The organism is Candidatus Culexarchaeum yellowstonense, assembly GCF_024707025.1.
Classification (GTDB): domain Archaea; phylum Thermoproteota; class Methanomethylicia; order Culexarchaeales; family Culexarchaeaceae; genus Culexarchaeum.
Genome location: NZ_JANGFQ010000155.1, coordinates 1 through 4,116, shown reverse-complemented (window position 1 = coordinate 4,116; position 4,116 = coordinate 1). Strand labels below are relative to the sequence as shown.

Here is a 4,116-nt window from a genome sequence, read left to right as displayed (position 1 = left end):
GTTCTTGAGGGGCGTGAAGATGCTGTTATGAGGGTTTTGGAGTGGGCTCGTGAAGGGCCTCCATTGGCTAGGGTTGATGATGTTGAAGTTTTCTGGGAGGAGTATAAGGGGGAGTTTAAGGATTTCAGGATTCGATACTAAACATATCTTAACGCAAAATATTATTATACATCGGTTCACTGATTATTATTTGGGCTTACCTCATGGATAAGGATACTCCATGGTTTGATGATATTAATGGTGCATTTAATGCTAGGCTTCGTGAAACATCCATAAAGACTTCCTATGAGGAGGGGAAGATAGTTTTAAAGAGCATTATTGGTGTTTTTGAAGCTTCATTTAATCTCGCTGTTCTTGATAGGCTTTCAAAACCATCTTTTATAGCTGTGGAGAGGCCTACTGAAGGTGAATTGAAGTATCTCATCTACGAAACTTTCAGTGTTAGGCCTCTACATATTCAAGAGCTCTCTATGGATGTGAGTATGCCTAAGGCTTTGAGGAACGATTTCTTGGTGAAGATATATTCCATGTGGGGTGACTCCGAGGATACTTGGGTTGATATTGGAGCTGTATACACTGGGTATGTTATGAATGTTTCAAATGGTTCAATAGACTTCCAGTATGATCCAAATATGATGCCGCTTGTTGGGGCTAAAGCTCACCTACTATCCTCTTGGGCTATTGATAAACTTGTCAACGTTGAAAGGGGGGTTGAAATTGGAGAAATAATTGGTTTTCAACATAAATTGAAGATTGATATTCTAAACTTAATTAAGTTTCATGGTGGTGTTTTCGGATTTACTGGTTGCGGTAAATCCAATTTAACATCCATAATTGTTAGGAAGGTTTTACATAACCTCCCAAATACATCCATATTCATAATTGATGTTGCTGGGGAGTATAGCATAAACCTCTTGGATGAGATCATTGATCATGGAATGATATTATCCACTGAAGACCTCTTTGGCAGTGATGATATATTGGAATCCTTCTTCGCATCTCAAGTTATCCCTGAAAGTTTGGAGGATAAGCTTGTGGGGAATAGTAGGTTGAGGGAGGCTTTAGAGTATCACCTATTAAATTTGGTTGGTGGGAATAGGATTTGCAAAATTGATTTGGAGGGGCGTGAGAGTGATAAGTTGAGTTACATGATAAGCTTGATAGATGAATTGAGGGATGATCAAAATCAACTTACAAAGATCCTTGCATCAGATCTATATTATAAGTTGAATGCCATTGCAAGTAAGCTTCCACATGAAATTACAATCCATGAGATTGCAACTAAAGATGAGTATAGGGACGTTAAAAATACTTTAATCAGCTTAATAAATGATGTTTTGGCTAGATTAGAGAGTGGTAGGTCTAGAACAAAGTTTAATGGGGTTTTGGAGATTTTTAGAGATAAATTGAACAATGTTGAATATGAAGAGCCTGTTGAGAGTGGTTTATCCCCTTGGAATATCGCTGAGCTCATTATGGGTGGTGATCATAAACTTATGGTGGCATACATCCCAGATCCACTTCAAGCAAGGGATTTCACATCAAAATTCATTAGTGCATTATTCACTTTGAGGAAGAGGAGGTTTGGCGGTCCAAGGATACTTGTGGTTTTGGATGAAGCTCAAGAATTCATTCCAGATGATGTTAGGAAGGAGGATTTAACATTCCAATCCAATATGGATGTGGAGAGGCTTCTAAGGCAGGGTAGGAAGTATAGGATTCATGGGTGGATAAGTACGCAGAGGGTTGCTAGATTAAATGTTAATGCCATACAACAATTGCACAGCTATTATGCTGGGACTCTTCCCAGAAGTTATGATAGGCATGTGATTGCAGATGCTTCTGGGGTGAGCCCTGAAATACTTGATAAAACTGCACAACTCGATACTGGGGAGTGGCTTTTCATATCACATAAAGCCACTAGAAGGAAGAATATACCGTTATTCGTTAAAACCCCAAATAATGAGGATATATTGCTTAATAACCTTATGAAGTTGGCTGAGAAGTTTAAGGTGTAAGCCTTTGAAGATACTGGATAATCCATGTGTTAGGGAAGCATTATTGTATGATAAGCTTGATGGGGATGTTAGATGTAGGAATTGTGAGAGGCTATGCATAATTAAGCCTGGAGATACTGGTTTCTGTAAAACTAGAGTGAATATCAATGGGAAACTGTATACAATGGTTTATGGGAATATATCTTCAATAAGCGCTAACCCCATTGAGAAGAAACCATTATTCCACTTTTACCCTGGAAGTTATGCTCTAACCATTGGTAGTTGGTCTTGCAATTTCACATGTCCATGGTGTCAAAACTATATGATAAGTAAGTATCCACCAGATTTGAGGTGGAGTAACTATATGTCACCAAAGGAGTTTGTGAGTATGGTTGGGGATTATGGTTGCATTGGAACCAGCATGTCATTTAATGAGCCAACACTATTCCTAGAGTATTCGGTGGATGTATTTAAGTTGGCTAAGCATTATGGATACTACAATACCTTTGTAACCAATGGTTATATGACTATTGAAGCTCTCCAGATGCTTTGTGATGCAGGTTTAGATGCCACCAATGTTGATATTAAGGGTGATGCTGAAGCTGTATGGAAGTATTGTGGAGCTGATGTTGAGAAGGTTTGGAGGAATTGTGTGGAGTTTAAGAAGCGTGGAGTTCATGTTGAAATTACAACTCTAGTTATACCTGGAGTTAATGATGATGAGGATTGCTTGAGGGGGATTGCCAGTAGGATTAAGAGGGATTTGGGTGAGAATACCCCTTGGCATGTCACACAATACTACCCTGCATATAAAGCTTTAGAATATAAGTTATATCCAAAGAGGACTCCTGTGGAGATTTTGGAGAAGGCTTGGAAGATTGGTCATGATGAGGGGTTAAATTACGTTTATATTGGGAATGTTCCAGGTCATGATAAGGAGAATACATACTGCCCAAAATGCTCAAAACTCCTCATTAAGCGATACATATTCTCCATAATTGAATATAATTTGAATCCAGATAATACATGCCCAAGATGTGGGGAGAAGATACCCATCATTGGCAGATACTACAGATCTCCACCTATCTTTTAATCAGCTTCCCCAATATTTCAATTTCATATTGGCTTATAGTATCCCTGAGTTCAGGATGCTTATCATACAGCCATCTATAATATGCTTGATCGATATTTTCACTGGTTAAAACGTATTTTTCCACATATTCCAAGTGTTCCTTCACATATTCCTTGATTTCATCATCGCTTAACTCCATGCTTCTAAGTTTAATTTCCATTTCCTCCAATGGTGTTGGATAGTAGTTTTTCATAACCTCCTCCACCTGAACTTCATCACCCATTTTCGATAAGACTTCACCAAGCCTATATCCAGTTGGGTTTGATATGCATATGCTTAAACCCATGGATTTTGCATGTATTTTTCGTGCTTCAACTCTTAATGCTTCATCCACCAATAATGCTCTCTCCCTAATCTTCCTCTTCCATTCCTCGGTATTTATCTTCCCAAATATCTTGCTCTTCGCCGTTAGTATGGTTATTTCAGTGGTTATTTCATGTATCCTCTTCTCATAGTTGTAGTCTTTGTAGCAGTATACGTTAACCCCCCTCCTACCTATCTTCCTTATGGCTCTAATTATGGGTTCCAATGGGTATAGCCAACTGCTCACTGGTTGTAGTGCTGCCCTACTACTTGAAATCTTCCTTGTGAAATCTTCATATTCAATCCTCCCCTTGGACAGCTCTTTTATATGTGGTTCAAGTTCCTCGTATAGGTTTAGGAAGAGGGTGTTATAGTCCTGTGAATTTACAATTTCATTTGATATCATAATGTTTGGTAGCCTTAAGTTGTGTGTTATAAGTATCCTAATTTTGCTCACAATTGAATAGTTTACTTAGCCTCTAATAATTTTTAACTCTTACCCCCCAGAATCTGTAGTATTCTTGGATAGTTAAATTCATTTAGATTCCTTGCAATACTATATTCACATGTATACGAGTCATGTTGGAAGCTTCCCCCTCCCTCATAGCAATGAAAATGTTGCAAGGGTTTTCCGCGACCTCATAGCAATTGGTGTTGATTACCCCCCATACCCTCAACTCCGCA

The 4,116-nt window shown here is 38.5% G+C and carries 4 protein-coding genes; 3 read left to right on the top strand and 1 reads right to left on the bottom strand.

The window, feature by feature from the left end; all coding sequences use genetic code 11:
* From MRT15_RS12635 to amrS, 3 genes are all read left to right on the top strand, one after another.
* Positions 1 to 141: acylphosphatase (locus MRT15_RS12635; protein WP_369684972.1), on the top strand; the 141-nt coding region annotated here is incomplete at its 5' end.
* A gap of 62 nt (positions 142 to 203) precedes the next feature.
* Positions 204 to 2,018: an ATP-binding protein gene (locus MRT15_RS10070; protein WP_304329965.1), complete on the top strand. Its 1,815-nt coding sequence runs from the start codon at positions 204 to 206 to the stop codon at positions 2,016 to 2,018.
* 4 nt (positions 2,019 to 2,022) lie between these two features.
* A complete protein-coding gene (amrS, locus tag MRT15_RS10065) occupies positions 2,023 to 3,090 on the top strand; it encodes an AmmeMemoRadiSam system radical SAM enzyme (RefSeq protein ID WP_304329964.1) in 1,068 nt (355 codons plus the stop codon).
* Here the strand turns inward: amrS and MRT15_RS10060 are convergent.
* Positions 3,080 to 3,889: a hypothetical protein gene (locus MRT15_RS10060; RefSeq protein WP_304329963.1), complete on the bottom strand. Its 810-nt coding sequence runs from the start codon at positions 3,887 to 3,889 to the stop codon at positions 3,080 to 3,082. The genes amrS and MRT15_RS10060 overlap by 11 nt on opposite strands.
* Positions 3,890 to 4,116: the final 227 nt, after the last annotated feature.

Coding starts and splice junctions, on each gene's coding strand:
- MRT15_RS10070 (WP_304329965.1), top strand. CDS start 204: ATGGATAAGGATACTCCATGGTTTGATGATATTAATGGTGCATTTAAT.